At 50.6% G+C, this 23,138-nt stretch carries 22 protein-coding genes; 13 read left to right on the forward strand and 9 right to left on the reverse strand.

What is annotated here, in order from left to right:
• The first annotated feature begins 10 nt into the window (after positions 1 to 10).
• The 5 genes from coaBC to folE all read left to right on the forward strand — a co-directional run bounded on the left by coaBC (position 11) and on the right by folE (position 5,369).
• Positions 11 to 1,207 (forward strand): bifunctional phosphopantothenoylcysteine decarboxylase/phosphopantothenate--cysteine ligase CoaBC, encoded by a 1,197-nt coding sequence (gene coaBC, locus K0H80_RS17815; protein WP_220043520.1) that lies wholly within the window; start codon positions 11 to 13, stop codon positions 1,205 to 1,207.
• Positions 1,204 to 1,662, forward strand: a complete 459-nt coding sequence (gene dut / locus K0H80_RS17820; RefSeq protein ID WP_220072453.1) for a dUTP diphosphatase — start codon at positions 1,204 to 1,206, stop codon at positions 1,660 to 1,662. The genes coaBC and dut overlap by 4 nt, the downstream gene beginning before the upstream one ends.
• Positions 1,663 to 1,791: 129 nt before the next feature.
• Positions 1,792 to 2,385: a nucleoid occlusion factor SlmA gene (gene slmA / locus K0H80_RS17825; protein ID WP_011867279.1), complete on the forward strand. Its 594-nt coding sequence runs from the start codon at positions 1,792 to 1,794 to the stop codon at positions 2,383 to 2,385.
• A 149-nt stretch (positions 2,386 to 2,534) separates the two neighbouring features.
• Positions 2,535 to 4,499: an alpha/beta hydrolase family protein gene (locus K0H80_RS17830; RefSeq protein WP_220072454.1), complete on the forward strand. Its 1,965-nt coding sequence runs from the start codon at positions 2,535 to 2,537 to the stop codon at positions 4,497 to 4,499.
• 225 nt (positions 4,500 to 4,724) lie between these two features.
• Positions 4,725 to 5,369, forward strand: a complete 645-nt coding sequence (folE, locus tag K0H80_RS17835) for a GTP cyclohydrolase I FolE (RefSeq protein ID WP_220072455.1) — start codon at positions 4,725 to 4,727, stop codon at positions 5,367 to 5,369.
• An 81-nt stretch (positions 5,370 to 5,450) separates the two neighbouring features.
• Here folE and pyrE read toward each other — a convergent pair whose 3' ends face one another.
• Entirely contained in the window at positions 5,451 to 6,092 is a 642-nt protein-coding gene (gene pyrE, locus K0H80_RS17840) for an orotate phosphoribosyltransferase (protein WP_011867282.1), read from the reverse strand.
• 83 nt (positions 6,093 to 6,175) lie between these two features.
• The gene (rph, locus tag K0H80_RS17845) at positions 6,176 to 6,889 is read right to left on the reverse strand and encodes a ribonuclease PH (RefSeq protein WP_011867283.1); all 714 of its coding nucleotides are present in this window, start codon (positions 6,887 to 6,889) and stop codon (positions 6,176 to 6,178) included.
• 181 nt (positions 6,890 to 7,070) lie between these two features.
• On the opposite strand from rph, the gene K0H80_RS17850 reads away from it, so the two are divergent.
• Positions 7,071 to 7,934, forward strand: coding sequence for a YicC/YloC family endoribonuclease (locus tag K0H80_RS17850; protein WP_220072456.1), 864 nt, complete (start codon positions 7,071 to 7,073; stop codon positions 7,932 to 7,934).
• A 78-nt stretch (positions 7,935 to 8,012) separates the two neighbouring features.
• Here K0H80_RS17850 and K0H80_RS17855 read toward each other — a convergent pair whose 3' ends face one another.
• The gene (locus K0H80_RS17855) at positions 8,013 to 8,525 is read right to left on the reverse strand and encodes a very short patch repair endonuclease (protein WP_220072457.1); all 513 of its coding nucleotides are present in this window, start codon (positions 8,523 to 8,525) and stop codon (positions 8,013 to 8,015) included.
• Positions 8,518 to 9,720 carry a type II restriction endonuclease gene (locus K0H80_RS17860; RefSeq protein WP_220072458.1) on the reverse strand — a complete coding sequence of 401 codons (1,203 nt, stop codon included), beginning with the start codon at positions 9,718 to 9,720 and terminating at the stop codon, positions 8,518 to 8,520. Before K0H80_RS17860 ends, K0H80_RS17855 begins: the two co-directional genes overlap by 8 nt.
• A gap of 170 nt (positions 9,721 to 9,890) precedes the next feature.
• On the opposite strand from K0H80_RS17860, the gene dcm reads away from it, so the two are divergent.
• Positions 9,891 to 11,552: a DNA (cytosine-5-)-methyltransferase gene (gene dcm / locus K0H80_RS17865; RefSeq protein ID WP_220072459.1), complete on the forward strand. Its 1,662-nt coding sequence runs from the start codon at positions 9,891 to 9,893 to the stop codon at positions 11,550 to 11,552.
• Between the two features lie 62 nt (positions 11,553 to 11,614).
• On the opposite strand, the gene K0H80_RS17870 is transcribed toward dcm, so the two are convergent.
• Complete coding sequence (locus K0H80_RS17870; RefSeq protein WP_220072460.1) at positions 11,615 to 12,016, reverse strand: hypothetical protein; 402 nt, start codon at positions 12,014 to 12,016, stop codon at positions 11,615 to 11,617.
• A 530-nt stretch (positions 12,017 to 12,546) separates the two neighbouring features.
• Between K0H80_RS17870 and K0H80_RS17875 the strand changes: the two genes are divergently transcribed.
• Both K0H80_RS17875 and K0H80_RS17880 read left to right on the forward strand, forming a co-directional pair.
• On the forward strand, positions 12,547 to 13,422 hold the full coding sequence (locus tag K0H80_RS17875; RefSeq protein WP_220072461.1) for a hypothetical protein: 876 nt from the start codon (positions 12,547 to 12,549) through the stop codon (positions 13,420 to 13,422).
• 468 nt (positions 13,423 to 13,890) lie between these two features.
• On the forward strand, positions 13,891 to 14,502 hold the full coding sequence (locus K0H80_RS17880; RefSeq protein WP_220072462.1) for a paraquat-inducible protein A: 612 nt from the start codon (positions 13,891 to 13,893) through the stop codon (positions 14,500 to 14,502).
• Between the two features lie 127 nt (positions 14,503 to 14,629).
• Here the strand turns inward: K0H80_RS17880 and K0H80_RS17885 are convergent, their stop codons facing one another.
• The 4 genes from K0H80_RS17885 to K0H80_RS17900 form a co-directional block, all read right to left on the reverse strand.
• Positions 14,630 to 15,916: an acetyl-CoA hydrolase/transferase family protein gene (locus K0H80_RS17885; RefSeq protein WP_220072463.1), complete on the reverse strand. Its 1,287-nt coding sequence runs from the start codon at positions 15,914 to 15,916 to the stop codon at positions 14,630 to 14,632.
• Positions 15,917 to 16,095: 179 nt separating this feature from the next.
• Positions 16,096 to 17,160, reverse strand: coding sequence for a phosphotransferase enzyme family protein (locus tag K0H80_RS17890; protein WP_220072464.1), 1,065 nt, complete (start codon positions 17,158 to 17,160; stop codon positions 16,096 to 16,098).
• Positions 17,153 to 18,097 (reverse strand): NTP transferase domain-containing protein, encoded by a 945-nt coding sequence (locus tag K0H80_RS17895; RefSeq protein WP_220072465.1) that lies wholly within the window; start codon positions 18,095 to 18,097, stop codon positions 17,153 to 17,155. The genes K0H80_RS17890 and K0H80_RS17895 overlap by 8 nt, the downstream gene beginning before the upstream one ends.
• An 89-nt stretch (positions 18,098 to 18,186) precedes the next feature.
• Positions 18,187 to 19,386 (reverse strand): hypothetical protein, encoded by a 1,200-nt coding sequence (locus K0H80_RS17900; RefSeq protein ID WP_220072466.1) that lies wholly within the window; start codon positions 19,384 to 19,386, stop codon positions 18,187 to 18,189.
• Between the two features lie 239 nt (positions 19,387 to 19,625).
• Here K0H80_RS17900 and gmk point away from each other — a divergent pair, with 239 nt between their 5' ends.
• From gmk to K0H80_RS17920, 4 genes are read left to right on the forward strand one after another with little or no spacing between them, the layout of a single operon-like run.
• A complete protein-coding gene (gene gmk / locus K0H80_RS17905) occupies positions 19,626 to 20,249 on the forward strand; it encodes a guanylate kinase (protein ID WP_220072467.1) in 624 nt (207 codons plus the stop codon).
• Positions 20,250 to 20,308: 59 nt separating this feature from the next.
• Positions 20,309 to 20,590 carry a DNA-directed RNA polymerase subunit omega gene (rpoZ, locus tag K0H80_RS17910; RefSeq protein ID WP_011867293.1) on the forward strand — a complete coding sequence of 94 codons (282 nt, stop codon included), beginning with the start codon at positions 20,309 to 20,311 and terminating at the stop codon, positions 20,588 to 20,590.
• Between the two features lie 13 nt (positions 20,591 to 20,603).
• On the forward strand, positions 20,604 to 22,709 hold the full coding sequence (gene spoT / locus K0H80_RS17915) for a bifunctional GTP diphosphokinase/guanosine-3',5'-bis pyrophosphate 3'-pyrophosphohydrolase (RefSeq protein WP_220072468.1): 2,106 nt from the start codon (positions 20,604 to 20,606) through the stop codon (positions 22,707 to 22,709).
• 34 nt (positions 22,710 to 22,743) lie between these two features.
• Entirely contained in the window at positions 22,744 to 23,127 is a 384-nt protein-coding gene (locus K0H80_RS17920; protein WP_011867295.1) for a RidA family protein, read from the forward strand.
• Positions 23,128 to 23,138 lie beyond the last annotated feature (11 nt).

The following is a 23,138-nucleotide window of genomic DNA, read 5'->3' on the forward strand; positions in this document are numbered from 1 at the left end:
AGTGATCAACATGAGTCTAACCAATAAAAAGATATTGCTGGGAATTGGCGGCGGCATTGCTGCCTATAAGTCTGCCGATCTGGTCCGCCGCCTGAAAGAACGCGGCGCCGATGTGCGTGTCGTCATGAGCCAAAGCGCGCAGGAGTTTATCACGCCGCTGACCCTGCAGGCGCTGTCGGGCCATCCCATTGCCACCGACCTGTTAGACCCGGCGGCCGAAGCCGCCATGGGGCATATCGAACTCGCCCGCTGGGCCGACTTAGTGTTGATCGCCCCGGCAACCGCCAATCTGATCGCCCGCATCAATGCCGGTATGGCCGATGAGTTGATCACCACCACCTGCCTGGCCACAGAAGCGCCTGTAGTGCTCTGCCCGGCGATGAATCAGCAGATGTATCGCAACGTCGCCACCCAGGACAATCTGGATAACCTGAGAAAACGCGGCCTCACCATCTGGGGACCGGCATCTGGTAGCCAAGCCTGCGGCGAAGTCGGCCCTGGCCGCATGGAAGAGCCGCTGGTGATCGCCGAGCGCGTCGAACACTTCTTTGCGCCAAAGCTGCTTCAGGGAATATCGATACTGCTGACGGCGGGTCCGACCCGCGAGGCGATCGACCCCGTGCGTTACATCTCTAATCACAGCTCGGGCAAGATGGGCTTTGCCCTGGCACGCGCGGCGGCCGAGATGGGCGCCAAGGTGACGCTGGTCTCCGGCCCGGTCAATCTTGAGACGCCGATGAATGTCAATCGCCTCAACGTCGCCTCGACCCAAGAGATGCTCGACGCCGTGATGCAGCAGGTACACCACAGCGATATCTTCATCGGCTGCGCCGCGGTCTGCGACTATCGCACCGCGGATATTGCCGACGAGAAAATTAAGAAATCTGCCACAGAGATGTCACTTGCGCTTGTACGCAATCCTGATATCTTAGCCACGGTCGCGGCCCATGAGGCACGTCCATTCACGGTAGGATTTGCCGCCGAGACCCAGGATGTAGACCATTACGCCAAAGACAAGTTGACCCGCAAGAAACTGGATATGATCGCCGCCAATGACGTATCCGACCCGGCCATCGGCTTCAACAGCGATAGCAATGCCTTGAAGGTCTTCTGGCAAGGAGGCGAGCACGCCCTCCCCGCCACAGATAAATATACCCTGGCGAAGCAACTACTCACCCTAATCGCACAGCAGATGAAGACAGCATGAAGACGCCCATAGAACTCAAGATCCTCGATTCTCGCATCGGCTCACAGTTTCCGCTTCCCGCCTATGCGACACCGGGCAGTGCCGGCATGGATCTGCGTGCCATGATAGAGACCACTATGGTGATTCAACCGGGCGAAACCCAGCTGATCCCAACCGGGATCGCCGTGCATGTTGCCGATCCCAGCCTGGCGGCCGTCATCCTGCCGCGCTCCGGTATGGGCCACAAACATGGCATAGTGCTGGGCAACCTGGTCGGTCTTATCGACTCTGACTATCAGGGTCCCCTGATGGTCTCTTGCTGGAACCGCAGCAGCGAGCCCTTCACCCTGGAGATTGGCGATCGCCTGGCGCAACTCGTGTTTGTGCCTGTGGTACAAGCCGAATTTAAATTGGTCGACGAATTCGACACCTCAGCTCGAGGCGAAGGCGGTTTCGGCCACTCGGGTACTCGATAATTAGGTGCCTATTAGCCAAATTATCGATAACACGGCACTCACACCTCGACACGCCGCATAGAATAATTAGAGAGTCATGGGCAGCGCCTGCCCATCGGCTCCTGTAGTAATTAAGTAAAGGATACTTAGATGGCTGCAAGCCCTAAAATCAACCGACGCGAACATATTCTTCAATGTCTGGCCACCATGCTAGAAACCAGTCCCGGTCAACGAATCACCACAGCAAAACTTGCCGCCGAGGTGGGCGTGTCTGAGGCGGCGCTCTATCGTCACTTTCCCAGCAAAGCGAGAATGTTCGAGGGGCTGATCGACTTTATCGAAGAGTCACTGCTGTCGCGCATCAATCTCATCATGGATGAAGAGAAGGACACCATGAGACGCTGTCAGTTGCTGCTGCAACTCTTGCTGGTATTTGCCGAGCGCAATCCAGGGATCTCACGCGTACTCAACGGTGACGCCCTATTGGGAGAGAATGAGCGACTGCGTAACCGTACCGGCCAGATCTTCTCTAAGGTTGAGACTCACCTGAAACAGATCCTCAGAGAGAAAACCCTGAGAGAAGGCAAAGGCTTTAACCTGGACGAGGCAATCCTGGCTAACCTGCTGCTGGCCGTGGCCGAAGGCCGCATCGCCCAATTCGTGCGCAGCGACTTCAAAAACAAGCCCACAGAACACTTCGCCGAACAGTGGCAGTTTATTCAGCAGCAGCTACTTCAGAGTTAACTAATATCAATAAAAACAGCGACCTGTCATACACGGGTCGCCATGCTTTTCTAGACAAAAGTATTGCACTAGTAGATCCATTGCTTTACCCTCCTTGACGCAACAAACCCACAAAAACTCTATAACAATTGTGCGTACAAGGATGTTATATGAAACTAATTCAGTCGTTTAGTTTAGCCTGCCTCTGCCTCATCAGTAGCCAAGTCACGGCTTCAAACAAAGATATTACTGAGCTTTTTAGCCGCTCAGCCGAATTTTCTAACGTGCAGATCTCCCCCGACGGAGACTACCTCAGCGCCATCACCTCCCACGAAGGTAAGCATATGCTGATGATTCTGGACGCCAAAACCAAGAAACCGACCAATGTGGTTCGCTTTCCGGACAACGCCCAGGTAGGGCAATACGTTTGGGTTAACAATGAGCGTGTCGTGCTGGCTAAGGAATACCTAAAAGGCTGGAGCGACCATCCCATCTATTATGGTGAGCTGATGGCTGTCAATGCCGATGGTTCTAAGCCAACCTATCTTTTCGGTTATAAAGGTGGTGAGCAACAAACGGGTTCTCGCATCAAGAAAAATACAGCGATACAAGCCACAGCCTATATTCTCGATCCTATGCCTGAAGATGATCGCTACATGCTCATCCAAGCGCTCCCTTGGGGCTCCGGCAGCGCAAACACAGTGGAGAATCTTCAGCAGGTTTATAGAGTCGATGTCTACAAGGGAACACGTAGAAAAATTGCGACCTCACCTATCTCCTACGCTCGATTTCTACCGGATCATGATGGCGAAGTTCGCTTTGTCAGTGGTACACGCGACTACGTTAGTTCCCAGCTCTATTACCGCAAAGATGATGAATGGGTCGACACAGATAAGCTGAATTTAAATCTCGATGATATTACTCCTATCGCCTTCGGTGATGATGAGAACAGTGTCTATGTACTCGGCAGCGAAAACGATAAACCTAAAGGGGTCTATTTAGTCGATATCAAGAGCGGTAAGAAGCAGCTCATTAGCCAGGACAAGGTGGTCGACCCGAGCAATGTGTGGATCAACCGCGTCAACAAGCAACTCTACGCCGTAGAATATGAGAATGGTTATCCGACCTATGAGTTTGTCGATAATGATGAAAAACTGGCCACCACACTGAAACAGCTGCTCACCGCACTGCCTGGCCATCAGGTTCATCTCGTCAGCCAGACCAACGACATGAGCAAACTGATCATCAAGGCTTTCAACGATAGAAATCCTGGCGACTACTACATATTCGATGCCACCAGCAAGAAGCTTGAATATCTAGTCTCACAAAAGAAATGGTTAGATCCCGATAAGATGGCCGAGATGAAGCCAATCAGCTTTACTGCACGAGACGGTAGAGTGATCAGCGGATACCTCACATTGCCCTATGGCAAAGAGGCTAAGAATCTGCCGCTCGTGGTCAATCCTCACGGCGGTCCACATGGTCCAAGAGACTGGTGGGGCTTTGACGACCAGAACCAGTTGATCGCTAGTCAAGGCGCCGCTGTGCTGCAAGTAAACTTCCGCGGCTCGGGAGGCTATGGTAAAGAATTTGAGCATGCTGGCCACCAGAAATGGGGCACGGAGATCCAGTACGATATTATCGATGCCACCAAACACGTCATCGAACAAGGCTTTGTGGACAAAGAGCGAGTCTGTATTGTCGGCGGCAGCTTTGGTGGATACTCGGCGCTACAAAGCCCAATCCTGGCACCGGATCTATTCAAGTGTGCCATAGGCTTCGCCGGTGTCTATGATCTCGAGTTGATGTTCAACGAAGGGGATGTACAAGGGCGCCGCGCGGGTGAACGTTACCTGAAGCAGGTACTAGGCGAGAACGAAGCCATGCTTGAGCAGATGTCACCTAGCAAGAACGTCGACAAACTCAAAGTAAACTTGCTACTGGTGCATGGCGGTGAAGATGAGCGAGCGCCAATCGAACAGCTCGAAGCGCTGGAAGAAGGGCTCAAGAAACACAACTACCCTTATGAGAAACTGGTCATGGACGATGAGGGCCACGGATTCTATAACGATGAACATAGGGCGAAATACTACCGTCAGATGATGAGCTTCCTCAAAGACAACCTTAAGCTCTAAACCCCTTAAAAACCCCAAAAGCCGATTGCCACAATCGGCTTTTTTGTTAATCCCCTAGTATTTCTGGGTATAAATTACCCGCAATTCAGGGTATCCTCCCTGACCCGCCGCCCTATGTTTACTGGCGCCGGACAGGCTATAATGAATATCTTAAAGGTTAATTTGTTAAAAACATTAGTAAATTAACCTTACTGAATAGACCACTATCTGATGGTGGAGGACACGATGGCATTAAGTGAAGCAGCACAGCAGGTGCAAACTGCATTATTAGAGCGTGGTCTCGAGACGCCCATGGTCCCGTGCGGACTGAGTAGCGAGGAGCGCAAAGAGAAGATTGAGCACCATATGCGCGAGATCTTAACCTTAATGTCACTGGATCTACGCGACGACAGCCTGGTCGAGACCCCTAAGCGTATCGCCAAGATGTATGTGGATGAGATCTTCTCGGGCCTGGACTACGAGAACTTCCCCAAGATCACGGTTATCGAAAACAAGATGGGCTTCGATGAGATGGTCAAGGTCAACGACATCAGCCTCACCAGCACCTGTGAACACCACCTGGTGACCATAGACGGCGTCGCTACCGTGGCCTACCTGCCACGCAAAAACATCATAGGCCTGTCTAAGATCAACCGTATCGTGCGCTTCTTTGCCCAGCGCCCTCAGGTGCAAGAGCGCCTGACACAACAGGTTTTGGTGGCGCTACAGACACTGCTTGAGACCAAAGATGTGGCGGTCAAGATGGATGCGGTGCATTACTGCGTCAAATCACGCGGCGTGATGGACTCTACCAGCACCACGACCACCACGGCCCTGGGCGGTATCTTCAAGTCAAACCCTGCTACCCGCGCCGAGTTCCTGAGCAATTAAGCCAATGACTTTAAGCGAACTCCACTCAATAAAAAACGCTGCCTAGGCAGCGTTTTTTTGTTTCACGACAATTGATATCGATTAGATACCGTATTGGTCGCGATAGGCACTTACCGACGCCAACTGATCTTCCATGCCAGGTTTTTCCGACAGATAGTTGATCAGATCTTCCAGCTTGATAATAGAGACGATATTGCAGCCAAAGTCACGCTCTACTTCCTGAATAGCCGACAGCTCGCCCTTACCCTTCTCTTGACGGTCCAGCGCAATCAACACGCCCGCCAGCTCGGCATTATGAGCCTCGATGATCTCCATCGATTCGCGAATCGCAGTCCCTGCGGTGATCACATCGTCCACCAGCATCACGCGGCCCTTAAGCTCGCTGCCCACCAGGCTGCCACCCTCGCCGTGATCTTTCTTCTCCTTACGGTTAAAGCAGTAAGGCATGTCGATATCATGGTGATCGCATAGAGCTACCGCCGTGGTGGTCGCGATAGGAATCCCTTTGTAGGCCGGGCCAAACAGCAGGTCATACTCGATACCCGAATCCACCAGCGCCGCCGCGTAGAAGCGACCCAGACGCGCTAAATCACGCCCGGTGTTAAACAGGCCGGCATTAAAGAAGTAAGGGCTAGTGCGGCCTGACTTTAACGTAAATTCGCCAAAACGTAATACCTGACGCTCAAGGGCAAACTCAATAAACTCACGTTGATAGGCTTTCACAATCTCTCCTTTTTAAAATGTAGGGGTACGCTCAATTCGATTTAAAAAAGGACCCCGTAGGGTCCTGATCAACAAAATAATGATTAACTCAATGCCGCCTTCTGCACATCGACGATCTCGCGAATGCCGTGCTTGGCCAGATCCAGCAAGCTGAGTAGCTCTTCATGACTAAAGGGTTCGCCCTCTGCTGTGCCCTGGATCTCGATGATCTTACCGGTTTCTGTCATCACCACGTTCATGTCGGTCTCGGCGGCGCTATCTTCCACATACTCGAGATCGCAGATAGGCTCGCCCTTGTAGATGCCTACGCTGACAGCGGCAATCAAAAACTTAAGGGGGTTGGTCTTAATCAGTCCCTTACCACGAGCCCAGTTGAGCGCATCAACCAGGGCTACACAGGCACCGGTAATGGCAGCGGTGCGGGTGCCACCATCGGCCTGGATCACGTCACAGTCGATCACGATAGTGTTTTCACCCAGTGCCTTCATGTCTACCGCTGCGCGTAGGGCGCGGCCGATTAGACGCTGGATCTCTTGAGTACGGCCAGACTGCTTACCACGGGCAGCCTCGCGATCCATACGGCTGTGGGTCGAGCGTGGCAACATGCCATATTCGGCGGTTACCCAACCTTGGCCCTGACCTTTCAGGAAACGCGGCACCCCTTCGGTGAAGCTCGCGGTGCACAGCACCTTAGTTTCGCCAAATTCGATTAATACAGAACCTTCTGCATGGGCAGTGAACTGTCGCGTAATGGTTACCGGACGAGATTGAGCTGGGGTTCTGTCACTTGGGCGCATTGGCATTTCCTGTTTGAAATAGAGATAAGCAGATTTGGCTGCATATTATAGGGGCTTGCGCGCTTCGATGCCATGTTAATCATGACCCAAAGCGTAAAGGGAGGAGAGTTTGCTTTAACCCTGCATCTCATCGGACTATAATCCAAGGTCACTAAATCGATTTAAACTATTGGAATTACCCATGATCCAAAGCATGACAGCCTATGCTCGCATCGAGCACAAAGCACAATGGGGCACCGCCTCCTGGGAGATCCGCTCGGTCAATCAACGTTACCTGGAAACCTACCTGCGACTGCCAGAACAGCTGCGCAGCCTGGAGCCTGTCCTCAGAGACCGTCTGCGTAAACGTTTAAATCGCGGCAAGATTGAGGTCAACCTGCGCTACGATCTTGGCGAAGAAAAGAATAACGAACTGCAACTCAACCAGGCGCTGGCCAGCCAGATCATTCAGGCAGCCAACTGGGTCAAGCAGGAAGCCGGTCAAGGCGAGATCAACATAGTCGACGTGCTGCGCTGGCCGGGCGTGATGTCAGGCAGCGAGCAGGACATGGATGCCATAGGCAAGGAGCTACTGTGCGCCTTCGACAGCGCGGTCGATCAGTTTATCGAGGCCCGTGGCCGCGAAGGCGACGCCATCAAGACCATGCTAGAGACGCGCCTCGAGGCCATAGAGGGCCAGGTTGCTATCGTTCGCCAGCACATGCCTACCGTGATGCAGTGGCAGCGCGACAAGCTCACCAACCGTTTAGCCGAGATCCAGGGCGAACTGGATCCCGCCCGCCTGGAGCAAGAGATGGTGCTGCTGGCGCAGAAGATGGACGTCGCCGAAGAGATGGACAGACTCGACGCTCACGTCGCCGAGACCCGCCGCATCCTCAAGAAAGGCGGTGCCCAGGGCCGACGCCTCGACTTCATGATGCAAGAGTTTAACCGCGAGTCCAACACCCTGGCCTCCAAGTCCATCAGCTCAGAGGTCACCGCCGCCGCGGTAGAGCTCAAAGTGCTTATCGAGCAGATGAGAGAGCAGATCCAGAACGTCGAGTAATCCTTGCTGTTAATTACTAATTGTTATTCAGAATAAAACCCAGCAATTGCTGGGTTTTATTTACCATTGCAATCAAAATTATAGAGACCGCTCAGATGCATGGACCAAAATGCTCTCAGGTGAAGGGATTTCTAAATAATGTTGCTTACCATTGAGCCAAGTGGATACAGCTGTAATCACTTCCATTGTTTGCTCACCGTTATTCTTGCACTTTCTTTTTCCCTTCCCGGGAAGTGCACACTCCCACAAAACCAATACTCGCCATCCCAGCTCACGAACTTTCTCTATATTTTCTAGATCTCGCTGACGATTACCAATTAGTTTGTCACGCCACCACTTTGGCCCGCGGCCTTTGGAAAAAGAAGAATTGGGAAAATGAAAGTTACGACACTGATGCATGTGCCAGAAACAGCCGTTGACAAAAATTACAGCACGGTACTTAGGAAAAACCAAATCAGGCGTCCCCGGTAAGCTTTTATCATGCAGCCGATAACGAAACCCAAGACCATGGAGCCGTTTTCTCAACCACATCTCAGGGTTTGTATCCTTACCCCGAATACGGGACATATTATAGCTGCGGGAGTCATTCATTACTTATAGATTTAAGTTCTTCTATAAAATCCGTCAAGGTAATAAGTTCATCCCTAATACTTTTTGGAAAGCTGCCATGTAACTGTTTAGGCACAACCAACTTCACACCAGCTTCTTTCATCTCATTGAATTGATTTTCAGAAACACCTTGCTGAAGAGTAAATAAATGCTTTGTCTTTACTCTGTTTGCTTCGTTAAGAATTTGCCGCCACCTGTCTTTACAAGTCGTTTTGACAGCAAGCATTCTCAACTTTTTGGCAGGGAAGCCTTCGTCTTTATATGCCTTAATAGAAGGAAAAATAAAGTCTGGTTTTTTATTCCCCTCTGTATTTGACTGTGTAGAGAAACCTAACAAACCATTATCTTTAAAAATATTTTCAAGATGAAGCTCTAAAGACCGCCCTGATCTCGATTTCCTTCTATTACTGACCGAATTTGCTGTCGCCATAAAGTCGTCCATACTCTTAAAACCTTCGCGAACCAAACTAAAGACATGATGTTCTTCTACTTTTTTAAACAATGCATACTCTGTATCCCTACGTTCAATCAACATCTTATCCGGATCATTACCTTCTATTTTAAAGTTCTCTGATACATATCTAACTATGTCGTCACCCGATGGAAAGTTCACTTTCCACGATGGTGGAATTTCGTAAATATTTCCTTTCTTATACTTAGACCCAACACCAACGAGTATTTCAGATGCCGGACCATAGAAAGCGTCACCAGAAACCAGTTCACCAACACAAGCTTCAAGCTCAGCTTCTTCTTGAAGAGAAGTGCATATCCAAACTTCCAGATAATGAGCATCTTTTCCAGCAGTTTGATCAAACGCAAATATTACTGCTGAACCAGTAAATTCTCTGTTTTGAAGAGGTGACTTCTTCCCTCCCCATCGCGTAATCCGCTTTTCGTTTCGGGTCTTCCCAAAAAATTGATTGTTATAATAAATAGCCCGGACTTTAGCACAGCTCTCCGGCAAAGGGTTTACAACTGTTGAAGCTAACTCTACAGAAGGGTTCTCCTCAGTCGTAGAGTTAATTGATGGGAATAAATGAGAAAGAACAATATTCGGAAAATACACACCAACCTGATGACCTCCCGAAGCTCCAGTATCATTGGCGGAGAGCCTCTTAATGTATAGATAGCAATCATCCTTCAAATACTTTTTATACAACCAATCTATAAACTTCATGCACTTTCCCTGTAGGTCATAGGTTCACAATGTGAACAATCTAAATTAAAAATTGTTCAAAGTCAGTAGTTTGTAAGAAAAACGAGACGTCTACCACAACTGGGCATCCCAAAAGGGAAAAACGTGTGATAAAGTTCGACACACTCTTCCCCCTCAATTAACTAAAGAACATGACGAGAGACATCATTGCCCTTGGCGACAAACTACATGAAAAACTAAACAAGCTGGATGAGCTGGCAGCAAAACGTCTTCTCAAGTTATTGATTGAAATCTATGATCAAAAAAATCTTGCGATTAAACTGAATCAACTTGGTTTCAGCACCAGCAGGGAAAGCTTGAACAAACTTTGCAAAGACCCGGAGTCGTTAAGTATCGGTTTGGATGAGAGATCCATGAAACTAATCCGAGACAATCTTCTCCCCGCGAAACCCGACCACTGGGACAACCCTGATTTCCGATTCATCGATCTATTTGCCGGAATAGGAGGTTTACGTAAAGGGTTTGAGGAAGTTGGTGGAAAATGTGTATTCACCAGTGAGTGGGAACCCAAAGCCAGACGGACCTATCTGGCAAACCACTATGTCGATGAACATGACCTACCTTATTTCATAGATTCAGAAGAGGAAAATTCAGCTAAGAATCGCACTTTCATGGACATAACAAAAGTGACACAAAGCGGAAACCCGCATCTGAGCGATGAAGAAAAAGCTAACCATATCCGTAGTCACATTCCAGAACATGATTTATTGTTAGCGGGATTTCCTTGTCAACCATTCTCAATTGCTGGAGTTTCGAAAAAAAATTCTTTAGGGCGCGCTCATGGCTTTGAATGCGAAACGCAAGGCACCCTATTTTTCGATGTAGAAAAAATTATTGAAGCACGAAAACCGAAGTTTTTCGTGCTTGAGAACGTCAAAAACCTTAAAGGTCATGATAAAGGTAATACTTTTGCGACTATCATCAAAACCTTGGATAAACTAGGTTATTGGATACTCGACATCAGCAATGCCGGAAACACCATTGAGGAAGCCATCGCTAATGTTAGAAAGCGTAAAAACGATCCAGCTATCATTGATGGAATTCACTTCATTCCCCAGCATAGAGAACGTATCGTCCTTGTAGGTATCCGAAATGATTTGGTTGAAGCTGAACCATCTCTCAAACAATTATCTTTAAACCAGATAGAAAAACCTAAACAACGCTATACCATCGCTGATGTCCTTTGTGATCTCAACGATGCCGACAAGCAGAAATACACGCTGACTCCAAATCTATGGAACTATCTGTATCACTACGCATTGAAACACCAAACCAAAGGTAATGGATTTGGTTTTGGTTTGGTAGATCCAACTGATCCCAATGCAGTTACCAGAACTCTATCTGCAAGATATTATAAAGACGGTTCAGAAATTCTTATCAACCAGTCAGCACTGGAACAAAGCTATCTGGATGAAAAAAAACAGCATGCAATCCAAAAAAACCATGAGCGAGAGGATTTTTCCCGTAACTACGCCGATAAATTTGAGCTTGAAAATCCACATGCAAAGTTAGAACAACTCAAAGAAGTAATTAAAACTGGAGAACAAAGATTCGATGAATTGTACGGTAGGTACGCCAAACAATTTGACGCACTTTATAAAACACCAAGACGCCTGACCCCAAAAGAGTGTGCCAGACTTATGGGGTTTGAAAAGCCTGAGTTTGACCGGGATATACACGACACAGACTTTCGCATCGTATGCGCCGATACAAGTGCATACAAACAATTCGGAAATTCAGTAGTAGTTCCCGTCTTTCGAGCAGTGGCAAAGCTTTTGAAAAACGTAATGTAAAAGAAAACGCCCGGAAACATTTTTCGGGCGTTTTAGTATTCTATACTTGTTAACTCTTAAATTTACGCAGCCTCGTTGAACTCCCAACCATCAGTAGGCGTGAAAGTAACACTTCCCTGAGGAATCAGTTCACAATGGATATTCCCTGCCAAATCAAACCCAATAACGATATTGTCACCTCCCTTGGCGTTTGTCATCACGGGGTTGGTTGTAAAGTACAATCTGAACTCTGAGCGCGTAGGATGATTTTCTCTAGCATCATACCAAGTCAAATCTGATTGATAGACAGCATTACTCCCCCGGACGGAAAATGACGCGCTCATTTGAATGCGGCGTTCACCAAATAAACGTTTCAGTTGAACTACACCATTAAACTCATGTTGATTTGATCTATTTGCTTCAGCTTCGACTACAGAAAGTGTTTTCACACATGAAACTTCAAAATTAATAGGGTGTATAGCCATCAAGAACGCTCCTGTCCAACGGACCAACTATAGAAGTAATCCATAATTTTAGAAATAAAATAGAAATTGAATGTTTGCACTTTTTATAAGCACTTTTAACCTCAAATCACCAAAACAAAATCTTACATGTCAACAGATTTAATTTTTCCTAAGGTCATAGTAGTCTCAAGCCTCATAATCGAGCTATCAAGCCCATCCAGAACTCTGTAGCAATAATTCGAAAAGATACGGGAATAGGTAGCAAAAACTGTAGAAATATTGATACAATAAGTGTCAGATCCTAACAAAAGACAGAAAACCATATCTTTCTATACGAGCCTGCGACTCAGAAAAGTTTCAATATGGAAATATTTTCAATCACTTAGTTAAAATAGTAAGCAACCTATCAACCAAACTCTGACTACATCTTGATTTATCTATTGGTTCACGCAATCAGCATACAAATCACAAAGTTCTACTGACAACGATAGAGAGCACCAGCTAAGATTCTTTGTAATAGAATACTTTAGTTTTTATACTCGGAAGACAACATGGATCTCGACGGCATTCCAACGATTGAATCACTATTGGCACAAAGTGCTGTTTTCTTTACCGGGCGTCCAGATTGGATTAAACGTTATCTCGATTTAGTGATGCCAATAGATGGCATCTCACTGCTTGATGATAAAAATAGGCTTTTCAAGCATAAACCTTCCGAGTGGCTGTCTTATCCAATTTTCGATGCTGAGAATAAAATTTCCAGGATAAGAGATGCATCATCGCTATATGATGACTCTGTACCAGAACAAAGCATTACATTACCAATTAGACCACTTTATACCGTTCATCTTGATAAAGCTTTTACTGTCACCGCTCACGTCAGGAGCTACAATGGATACTCTGATAAGGTTATTCACAAGAAAATAGGAGTAAACCCGAAAAGGTTAACACATAGTCTAAAAGCGATAACGCGGGTGATAGACCAATCACCAGTGTTTTTTATCTGTAAAAATTGTCATAAGTTAATTGACGCTAATTTTAAGTCACTAGATGACCCCACAACTTGCGCCAATAATGCTTGCGAGCAGATGGTGAAACAGCATTTTGATGTTCTATCGGATAAAGCCAGTAGTTATTTATATAGCAAAGATGTACGTGTAGATAAGTTTAAAGATTATATAGCTATTTCCATTGGTTTAATTACTTGGCCACATCCACATGAACCCAGCTTCAAATGGGTTATTCAACAGAAAATGCATCTTGACTCTTCACCACGACAAATAAAGTCTGCAGCAAAGACTGTACATGATAGCAAGGTTTATTCTGGAAGATGTAAGCACTGCCAAAAGTCGATGAATAAAGGTCATATGTTCGACCATAATACCTGCCACTCCTGTGCAACGGATCTATATGGAGTTATTTACTAATACCTATACTGAGCTTAGAGGCATGATTTAGAGTCAGAGCTATTAACGACAACAAAGTGGTTATAAAAAACAGATAGTGAAGAAAAAATCACAACAACATACCGATGTAAATAAAATTTTAAAGCTACACAACAATCGGATGCAAAATATGGAATAGATTATTAGTTATAACTAACAGCCTCATTTTTGAGGCTTTTTTAATTTCCGAATCAAGCTGGTTAACAGCTCATACCCGAAGCTTTAAGCCAAGCTAGTCTCTGAAATCAGAATGTAAGACACGACAGGGCATGCCGCTATGCTTATGCAAAGAGTATTGCTCACGCACAGTGACCGGGCTTCAAAGCCAAGGCTAGGTATGATAAAAAGTGCTCTCAAATGAGCGGCGACATCAGCCTGTATTCACTTCAATCAATGTATAACCAAATCCCAACGCAGAACCCTAAGCGACACAGGAATGATGGAGACACCATGTCACAACGGAGTAAATGGCCTCAATTACTGGTGATTCTTATCGCCCTGGCGCTGCTGATCCCTGGACTCAGCTTGCCCATGCTGAGCCTGGATGGCCAGGCGGACAAATCTAAATTTGCCCAGACCAGCATAAAACTGATGACAGAAGACGGTGAGATGCGTGGACTGCTGGGGTCGGTATCCGCCTTTCTCGGCTTTAACGAGCTTGAGGGTCAGGTGGAGATCTATCGCAAGCACCGCAGCATACTTGGGACGGTGCAAGATCTGATGCAAAGCGGTAACCTCCTGGTCGGCATCATGATAGCCACCTTCTCGGTGATCATTCCCACCCTTAAGCTACTGGCGCAAGCGGTACTGGTTTTCGCATGTGGCAGCACGGCTACCCTGCTTACACGCCTTATCGATGCCATCGGCAAGTGGAGCATGGCCGATGTTTTTGTGGTGGCCATCATAGTCAGCTACCTCGCAGGTAACGCCGAGGATCAGATGGGCGAGCTGATCATAATGCACGCCCAGCTCGAAATCGGCTTCTGGTTTTTCACCGGTTACTGCCTGTTTGCCATCGCTTCCAACATCATGATGGGCAAACCTAAAACCACCTCTGCCTAACCCGGCATCTAGCGTACTCTATTGAGAAAATGAAGTCTGAGCCGAGCGATACTCAAGAGATCTAACGCAATAAAAAAGCCCCCTTATTGTTATAACTCAATAGGGGGCTTTGTTCGATATAGGCAGGCTAAACCCTTAACCCCCACATATCGAAGGTCTCCTTGCAGAGCTGCTCCCTAAAATCGGGGTGGGCGATATCGATCAACGCCCGGGCGCGCTCTCGCAATGACTTGCCGCGCAAATTAGCCGCGCCATATTCTGTGACTATGTAGTGTACATGGGCGCGCGTGGTGACCACACCAGCACCTGGTGATAACACGCTGGCGATACGCGACACCTTGCCGCCCGCCGCCGTACTGGGCAGAGCGATCACCGAGCGGCCACCTTCGGAAAGCCCGGCGCCACGGATAAAGTCCATCTGGCCACCGACACCTGAATAGATGCGGGTACCGAGAGAGTCGGCGCAGATCTGCCCCGAGATATCCACCTGCAGCGCCGAGTTAATCGCCATCACATTGGGGTTCTTACGAATGATCGAGGTGTCGTTGACCTGTTCGATATCCATGAAGACCACGGACGGGTTATCGTCCACATAGTCATACAGTCGCTGACTGCCCAGGGCGAAACCTGTGACCAGCTTGCCTGGATGCACCTTCTTGCGACTATTGTTGATCACCCCCTGCTCGACCAGATTCAACACACCATCGGAAAACAGCTCAGTATGCACCCCAAGATCTTTATGCTCCGAGAGACAGGAGAGCACGGCATCTGGGATGGCACCTATGCCCATCTGCAGGCAGTCACCGTCGCGCACCAACTTGGCGACGTGCCGGCCTATGGCCAAACTGGTCTCGTCGCTGGCCGCCAGCGGATGTTGCGGTAGCGGCATGCTCTGCTCGAACACGGCGGCAAACTTGTCGTAATGGATGAAGCCATCACCATGGGTGCGCGGCATACAGGGGTTGATATGGGCGATGATCTTGCCCGCCACCTGACAGGCCGCCAGCGTTGCCTCCACCGAGATCCCCAGCGAGCAGATACCATGCTTATCCGGCGGCGATACCTGAACGATCGCCGTGTCTATGGGCTGCTCGCCGGAGCGGAACAACTTAGGTACCTCGGACAAGAAGATAGGCACATAGTCGGCATCTCCCTGCTGCAGTAGCAGGCGGGTCGGCAAGCCGCCGAAGAAACAGCGATGACGCAGATGCCCTTTTAACCTAGGGTCGCTGAGGGACTCGGCGCACTCGGTATGCAGCTGCAACAGGGTCAGATCTTGCCGGGTCAAGGCATGCTCAGCCAAGGCATCGAGTAAAAGCTTAGGGGTGGCGCCCATGGAATGGGTCCAGAGGGTCTCACCGCTCTGGATCAGGGCAACGGCTTCTCGCGCAGTATTACAGATAATGGGTGGCATCTATCTCACCTATAGTCGGAAAACTGAGTGCAGTGTACGAACTAACTTAACGCTTTGATAGCAAACTTATCAATGAGTTCACCTTAAGTTGATCTTGAGCAAGTGAGTGTCTATTCGGCATAAGATAAATACGCCGATGGCCACAAAAAAGGGGGCCCAACGGCCCCCTTTATCACGCACTATTTTAGATAAGCCTTGAGGCTATCGCTCTGACTCAACAGACTCTTATAAAGAGTAAACTGGTTGGCCGCACGCTCGAGATTATGGTTCTCATGGTGGATATGAAAATAGACATCGCCGTTAAGGTGATCCGTTAAGAAACGTACCCCTATCATCAGGCTGATCACCCTGGCGCCCAGCCAGAGGCTTTGACGCTCGACATCGCTCATCACCTCTCCAAGCTCGCCCAGATAACCGCGGCAGATGGCGGCGAAGATAGGCTCGCGCACCTCGACCCTGGCGAGATTGGTGGAGTCCTCGGCCTCTGGCGAGGTAAAGGTTCTCACCATGTCGCCAAAGTCATACATCAGGTGTCCCTGCATGCAGGTGTCGAGATCGATGATCGCCATGCTGCTCATGTCGCGCTTATCAAACAGCATGTTATTGATCTTGGTGTCGTTATGGCAGACACGTGGCGGCAGCTGCGCCTCGACTTCGCTAAGCTCACTCAAAAGCTCATCTTGTGACAGGGCAAAGTCTACCCAGGCCTGACAGTCTTTGAGACGCCCCTGGCTGTCTTTAGCGACCGCCTCTTGCAGCTGGGCGATACGCCCGGGCAGGTGATGAAACTTGGCAATTACATCTTCGAGCTGACTGGCATCGAGATCGCTCAGTGCACGGGAGAAGTGACCGAAGGCCTTGGCCGCAGACTCTGCCTGCGCCGCATCGGCGACCACTTCTATGCTGTGGCTAAAGGCCAGATAGGTGATGGCGCGCCAAAAACCTTGATCGCCTAAGTCCAACGCCAGCTCACCCTGTGAGTCTGTCACCGGCTGCACCACACACAGGCGATACTCGCCGGCCTCATGTTTGGCGAGCAGATGCTCTGCCACCTTCTGGGCGTTGCTCACCAGGGCGTGGGGTTGAGTAAAGACTTCCGTGTTGAGGCGCTGCAGCACAAACTCGCCCTCTGGCCAGCGCACGAGAAAAGTATCATTGATATGACCGTTCCCAAGGGGACTCACTTTGGCCGAAGCGGTTACGCCAAAGTGCGGCAGCACCTGCTGCCTTATAAAATCAATCACCCAGTAACTCCATTAATTTTTGTTTTACCCAATCAATATCTTGCGGATAGGTCACCCCTAACCAGGTATCCGGGGTTTGGCTCACAAATACCTGTTTAGCCTTCGCCTTATCGGTTAAGGCGGCTTGCACCACGGCGGGAAGGTAACATTCGCTGTCCGGCTTATGCCCCTGCTGGGTCACAAATTCTGCCAAGGCCTCGCCCAGGAGATCGAAGATATCCGGGGTAAAGCCCCAACAGGTCATCGAGGCCATCGCCTCGGGCGCCAAATTGCCCTGCAGTCCCTGATGCGAGCCCACCAGATTATCACCTTGCCAGGCAATATTCAGCCACTCTTCGACAGAAATCAGCAGATTATCCTGGGTAACACAGATACCGCGATTGACGCCGCCATGATCCGACAGCGTCTCCTTGAGGGGATAGGCCACCATTTGCCACCGATTCGGCCGCAGCTTAAAGCCCTGGGCCAGCAGGGCGAAGGCCTGATCGCCGTAGTAATCGTCGGCATTGATCACCGCCATGGGACCGGATACAAATTTACGAGCACTCCACAGCGCATGAGCCGTGCCCCAGGGCTTAGTTCTATTGTTTGCCAGCGCTTCGAGATTAGCACCGTTCGCAGACTCGCCACTTGGTACAGGTAGATCTGTCAGCTGCTGCACACAGAAATGCAGCGCAAATTGAGGCGGCAAGCCGGCCAGGCGCGCCTGAATACTCGGGATCAGCTCGGCGCGGGTCACTATCACGGCCGCCGAAAAGCCCGCCTCGATGGCGCTGGCGATCGACAGCTGCAACATGGTCTCGCCCCTGGGCCCTAGCTCAGCGAGCTGCTTGTCACCGCCGAAACGACTCCCCAGGCCGGCCGCCATGATCACTAAGGTCAGGGATGGATTGTCATCATCCCCATTGGACACTACATCAGTTAACTTCATCGACATCAAACCACACGAGCCCATTGGCTCGTCTTAAAAAAGAAGACAGGGGCGGCTGTGTCACCGCCCATGTCATAACTCATGGAATAAGGGAATTAGAGATAAGGCCTGAAGGCCGGCTCCTTGGCCAGCGCCGCCTGACTGCCCTTGAGGCTAAACTCGTAGCCGCACAGGGTCAGACTGCCGCGCATGGCAATATCGTTAATGATGGCGGGCGTATCAAGCGGCGAGAAACGCGCCTGGGTCGAGGTGTCGGCCAGCAGACTTACCGTCATGGGCCGATAGCTCACGCCATTGTTAAAGGTCAGGTTCTTACAACTGTTGTCACCCTCGGCGCTGGCGAGGGACCAGATGGTGCCGGGCTCGCCCCGCTCACCCAGCCAGCTGAGCATCAATACCTTACCCTCGAGTTGCACCTTAAAGCCGTCTGGCATCGCCACCTGCTTGATGTTTGTCGCAGGCGCCCGGGCTATCAGCTTCTCGGGCTCTGACTCTGCTGCGACTTGTTCGGTAGCATCATCGCCCCCAAGCCAGAACAGGCTGCCAAGCAACAGCGACAGACAACCAAAGCCTAACAGCGCGCCGCGAGGATGACCCTTGATGGCGGTTAAGCTTATACCAAACAGCTTAGCCAGCTGCGCCCCGAGCGTATTAACTCCTTGTGCCAACCTGTCCTGAGGATGGCTAGCTTGGGACTGGCTAGCTTGGCAATATTTGTCTTTTTTAGCGTCACTTTGATAGACCTGCTGCGCGTCGAGATCAGACGCCACGGCAGATGCCTGCTCAAACCCTGGCTCATCCTCTCGCGCATACTCTTGCCCTAATGCGTGCTCCTGAGCTGAAGCATGAGCAAGTACAGGCGAGTCACCCTCCAGGGTGGGCTCAACCCGGGTACGGCGCTGGTTACTCGCCATCAAGGGGCCACAGTAGCCCAGGCTATCGAAGGGGGCTGATGTCTTAGGCTGAGGACGAGAGACGATGAAGCCCACCGCCCAAATACTCAGGATGAGGGCGACCCAGTTTGGCCAGGCCTGCTCGGAAAATACTAGGCTCATGGCCAGCAACAATGGTCCGGGTATCACAGTCAATGCCAGTAGACGCTGGGGGGCTATCAGGCGACGGCTAGCGCTAAGTAGCGAGACGGCAATGAATGGCAGGGCCAACAGCAACAAGATGCCATGACCGGCAAACAGCAGGGAGAAGAGATAGATGAGGCAGAGTGAGGCACCACTAATGACAAGAAAACGCAGGCTGGTATCCACGCCCTGGCGACAGAAAAAGGTGTTTAACGACATAAAAAATCCCACTTCACGGCTATCTCAGCAGAGAGTCTACTGGATCTCGCCCCGGATGACGCTTAATTTTGGTTAATTTTCCCGGCCAGCCCAATGCCTACAAAACAATTACCCGTCCAAAGCAATCTCCATCCAGCCAGAAATCAGTAGGAAAGCTCAACAGACCCTAGCCTAAATTTACTACTAGGCTGTATAATGTCTGGCTACCTAAAACGATACAGCCTTTGGATAGCAATTACATGACCGCTCGCGGAAACCTCTTTATCATTTCAGCGCCCAGTGGCGCCGGCAAGTCTTCACTTCTTAGCGCTATTTTGCAGGATAAACCCGCCGATATGAAGGTCTCTGTGTCACACACGACACGCCAACCCAGAGTCGGCGAAGTCGACGGCGAGCACTATCATTTCGTCAACGTCGACGAATTCAAGGCGCTGATCGACAAGCAGGCCTTCTTCGAATGGGCCGAGGTGTTCGGTAACTATTATGGCACCTCGAGAGAGGCGATCGAGGTCATGCTGGATAAGGGCATAGACGTGTTTCTCGACATCGACTGGCAGGGCGCCCAGCAGGTCAAACAGATGATGCCAGAGGCGATTGGCGTCTTCATTCTGCCGCCTTCTAAGGCGGAGCTTGAGCGTCGCCTCACCGGCCGTGGTCAGGACAGCGCAGAGGTCATTGCCGGCCGTATGGCCCAGGCAACCTCGGAGATCTCCCACTATGGCGAATATGACTTCATCATAGTGAACGATGACTTCGAGCAGGCACAGGTGGATTTAAAGGCAATTATTCGCAGCCAACGCCTCACTCGTGCTAGTCAAATTCATGCTCAAAATGATATGCTTAATGATCTGTTGGCAGACTAACTGTCATCGTGTACAATTTTGCGTCATTTTTTCACCCATAAACACTGGAGTTTCAATACATGGCTCGCGTAACTGTAGAAGACGCCGTAAACCAAATCGGCAACCGTTTTGATATGATCCTGGTTGCAGCGCGTCGTGCTCGCCAAATCGCTGTGCAGGGCAAAGACCCTATGGTTGAAGAAGAGAACGACAAGCCAACGGTTATCGCTCTACGCGAAATCGAACTTGGCCTGGTTACCGCCGACACACTAGACGCCGATGAGCGTCAGACCGTCCGCGAACGTGAAGCAGCCGAAATCGCTGCCGTTGCCGCCATCGCCGAAGGCCGCAACACTATCTAAGGAGTGAAGCCACTTGTATCTGTTTGAAGGTCTCAAGGAGTCTGCGTCAAGTTACTTAGAAGCGACGCAGGTAGAATTACTCAAGCAGGCCTATCAGGTAGCGCGCGATGCTCATGAAGGGCAGATGCGCACGAGTGGCGAACCCTACATTACCCATCCGGTTGCGGTTGCCCGCATCCTGGCCGATATGCGTCTCGATCATGAGACGCTCATGGCCGCCCTGCTGCACGACACCATTGAAGATACCCCTGTCACCAAGGAAGAGCTCTCGGAGCTGTTTGGTGAGTCTGTGGGCGAGCTGGTCGAAGGCGTTTCCAAGCTGGACAAGCTAAAGTTCAGAGACAAGAAAGAAGCCCAGGCGGAAAACTTCCGCAAGATGATGATGGCCATGACCCAGGATATCCGGGTGATCCTCATCAAGCTGGCCGACCGCACCCACAACATGCGCACCCTTGGCGCCCTGCGTCCCGACAAGCGTCGCCGCATCGCCCGGGAAACCCTGGAAATTTACGCCCCCATCGCCAACCGTCTGGGTATTCACAATATCAAGACTGAACTGGAAGACCTGGGCTTTCAGGCCTACTACCCCATGCGCTACCGGGTACTCAAAGAGGTGGTTAGGTCTGCCCGCGGCAACCGAAAAGAGCTTATTCAGAATATCGAAGGCGCCATCAAGACCCGCCTCGAAGACACAGGCCTAAAGGGCACGGTCAAGGGCCGAGAGAAAAACCTCTATTCCATCTACAACAAGATGTGTAACAAGGAACTCCAGTTCCAAGAGGTGATGGATATCTATGCGTTTCGGGTGATCGTCGACTCCATCGACACCTGTTATCGCGTCATGGGCGCCATGCACGGCCTGTATAAGCCGCGTCCCGGTCGCTTCAAAGATTATATTGCCATCCCCAAGGCTAACGGTTATCAGTCGCTGCATACCTCGCTATTTGGTCCACACGGCGTGCCGGTGGAGATCCAGATTCGTACCGAGGATATGGATCAGATGGCCGACAAGGGGGTTGCCGCCCACTGGCTCTACAAGGGTGCCGGTTCGGCCCAGCAAGGCACCACGACTCAGGTGCGTGCCCGTAAATGGATGCAGAGCCTGCTGGAGCTACAGCAGAGCGCCAGCACCTCCTTCGAATTCGTCGAGAACTTTAAGACAGAGCTGTTCCCGGAAGAGATATATGTCTTCACCCCAGAGGGACGCATTCTCGAGCTACCTGTAGGCGCCACCGCGGTGGATTTCGCCTACGAGGTCCATACCGACGTGGGCAACACCTGTGTCGGCGCGCGGGTCAACCGCCAGGCCTATCCGCTGAGTCAGCCACTGATTTCCGGCCAGACTATCGAGATCATCACCGCCAAGGGCGCGCGGCCCAATGCCGCCTGGCTCAACTTCGTGGTGACGGGTAAGGCGCGCTCTAAGATCAGACAGCTGCTCAAGAGCCTCAAAGAAGACGATGCCGTACTGCTCGGCAAGCGTCTGCTCAACCACGCCCTGGGCGACATCAAGCTTAAGGATATTCCACAGGAGCAGATCGATAAGGTGGTGAGCGAGACCAAACACGCCACCCTAGATTCCCTGCTGGCCGACATCGGCCTGGGCAACGCCATGAGCATAGTGATTGCCCAGCGTCTCAAGGGCGATCGCGTCGAGCAGCACGAACATAAAGAATCCAACATGATGCCGATCCGCGGCGCCGAAGGCATGCTGGTCTCCTTCGCCAACTGTTGTCGCCCCATCCCGGGTGATGCGGTGATCGCCCACGTGAGCCCTGGTAAGGGCCTGGTGGTGCACATGGAAAGCTGCGCCAACATCCGCGGTTATCAGGGCGAGCCAGACAAGTATATTCCCGTGCACTGGGATAACGCCGAGGGCGTCGAGTTCCAGGCCAACCTGCGCATCGAGATCGTCAACCACCAGGGCGCGCTGGCCAAGATCACCTCTATCGTGGCCGCCGAAGGTTCGAATATCCATAACCTGAGCACCGAAGAGCGCGACGGCCGGGTATTCTTGATTAACTTACGGATCTCGGTCACCGACCGGGTCCACTTAGCCAACGTGATGCGCCGTATCAGGGTACTGCCGGAAGTGCTGCGCACATCGCGTAATCGTTAGTTCCACCACTATTAACCTAAGTAGAGAGAGCGTTATGGCAGAGAAGATCATCATTGCAACCGACAAGGCCCCACAGGCGATCGGCACCTATTCTCAAGCTGTTAAAGTTGGCAGCACAGTCTATCTGTCTGGCCAGATCCCGCTGAACCCAGAAACCATGCAGATGGTCAGCGACGAGTTTGAAGCCCAGGTCGTACAGGTGTTCGACAACCTGACCGCAGTGTGTGAAGCCGCCGGTGGCAGCCTCAAGGATATCGTTAAGCTGAACATCTTCATGACAGATCTGGCCAACTTCGCCACAGTAAACGAGATCATGGGCCGCTACTTCGAGCAGCCATATCCTGCCCGCGCCGCCATAGGCGTTAAGCAGCTGCCAAAAGACTCGCTGGTCGAGATGGATGGCGTGATGGAGCTGTAGGCTCTAAGTTG

Source organism: Shewanella aegiceratis (assembly GCF_019457495.1).
Lineage (GTDB): Bacteria > Pseudomonadota > Gammaproteobacteria > Enterobacterales > Shewanellaceae > Shewanella > Shewanella loihica.

Bases quoted from the DNA above. Each gene is read 5' to 3' on its own strand.
- K0H80_RS17885 (WP_220072463.1), bottom strand. From the start codon at position 15,916: ATGCCACCCATTATCTGTAATACTGCGCGAGAAGCCGTTGCCCTGATC.
- slmA (WP_011867279.1), top strand. From the start codon at position 1,792: ATGGCTGCAAGCCCTAAAATCAACCGACGCGAACATATTCTTCAATGT.
- rpoZ (WP_011867293.1), top strand. From the start codon at position 20,309: ATGGCTCGCGTAACTGTAGAAGACGCCGTAAACCAAATCGGCAACCGT.
- K0H80_RS17900 (WP_220072466.1), bottom strand. From the start codon at position 19,386: ATGTCGTTAAACACCTTTTTCTGTCGCCAGGGCGTGGATACCAGCCTG.
- rph (WP_011867283.1), bottom strand. From the start codon at position 6,889: ATGCGCCCAAGTGACAGAACCCCAGCTCAATCTCGTCCGGTAACCATT.
- K0H80_RS17880 (WP_220072462.1), top strand. From the start codon at position 13,891: ATGTCACAACGGAGTAAATGGCCTCAATTACTGGTGATTCTTATCGCC.
- coaBC (WP_220043520.1), top strand. From the start codon at position 11: ATGAGTCTAACCAATAAAAAGATATTGCTGGGAATTGGCGGCGGCATT.
- K0H80_RS17875 (WP_220072461.1), top strand. From the start codon at position 12,547: ATGGATCTCGACGGCATTCCAACGATTGAATCACTATTGGCACAAAGT.
- gmk (WP_220072467.1), top strand. From the start codon at position 19,626: ATGACCGCTCGCGGAAACCTCTTTATCATTTCAGCGCCCAGTGGCGCC.
- K0H80_RS17860 (WP_220072458.1), bottom strand. From the start codon at position 9,720: ATGAAGTTTATAGATTGGTTGTATAAAAAGTATTTGAAGGATGATTGC.
- K0H80_RS17920 (WP_011867295.1), top strand. From the start codon at position 22,744: ATGGCAGAGAAGATCATCATTGCAACCGACAAGGCCCCACAGGCGATC.
- K0H80_RS17870 (WP_220072460.1), bottom strand. From the start codon at position 12,016: ATGGCTATACACCCTATTAATTTTGAAGTTTCATGTGTGAAAACACTT.
- K0H80_RS17830 (WP_220072454.1), top strand. From the start codon at position 2,535: ATGAAACTAATTCAGTCGTTTAGTTTAGCCTGCCTCTGCCTCATCAGT.
- K0H80_RS17855 (WP_220072457.1), bottom strand. From the start codon at position 8,525: ATGAATGACTCCCGCAGCTATAATATGTCCCGTATTCGGGGTAAGGAT.
- dcm (WP_220072459.1), top strand. From the start codon at position 9,891: ATGACGAGAGACATCATTGCCCTTGGCGACAAACTACATGAAAAACTA.
- K0H80_RS17850 (WP_220072456.1), top strand. From the start codon at position 7,071: ATGATCCAAAGCATGACAGCCTATGCTCGCATCGAGCACAAAGCACAA.
- K0H80_RS17895 (WP_220072465.1), bottom strand. From the start codon at position 18,097: ATGTCGATGAAGTTAACTGATGTAGTGTCCAATGGGGATGATGACAAT.
- dut (WP_220072453.1), top strand. From the start codon at position 1,204: ATGAAGACGCCCATAGAACTCAAGATCCTCGATTCTCGCATCGGCTCA.
- folE (WP_220072455.1), top strand. From the start codon at position 4,725: ATGGCATTAAGTGAAGCAGCACAGCAGGTGCAAACTGCATTATTAGAG.